Origin of the sequence: Halomonas sp. AOP7-E1-9, from assembly GCF_052376035.1 — a bacterium.
Taxonomy (GTDB): domain Bacteria; phylum Pseudomonadota; class Gammaproteobacteria; order Pseudomonadales; family Halomonadaceae; genus Vreelandella; species Vreelandella citrativorans.
Genome location: NZ_JBQSVC010000108.1, coordinates 1 through 202, shown reverse-complemented (window position 1 = coordinate 202; position 202 = coordinate 1). Strand labels below are relative to the sequence as shown.

At 49.0% G+C, this 202-nt stretch carries 1 pseudogene; it reads left to right on the top strand.

The features are described 5' to 3' along the window. Nucleotides 1-202 (top strand): annotated as a pseudogene (locus ACT3R4_RS18495) (cytochrome P450); the annotation flags it as partial.

Below are 202 nucleotides of genomic sequence, written 5' to 3'. Positions count from 1 at the left end.
CACCGATTCACTGCCCACCGCATCGTTTAGCGAAACCGTATCGTTCTTGTTTAAGGTCATGGCGCCCAATATTGCCAAGGGCGTCATTATTCGCCGCCCAGGCGTTATGCACGTTGCTGAGCGATGGGCACTGGACAAGCGCTCCATTAAACAAGTACAGGCGTTTAATAATAAATATGGAAAGGGCCCGCTACTTTTTAAA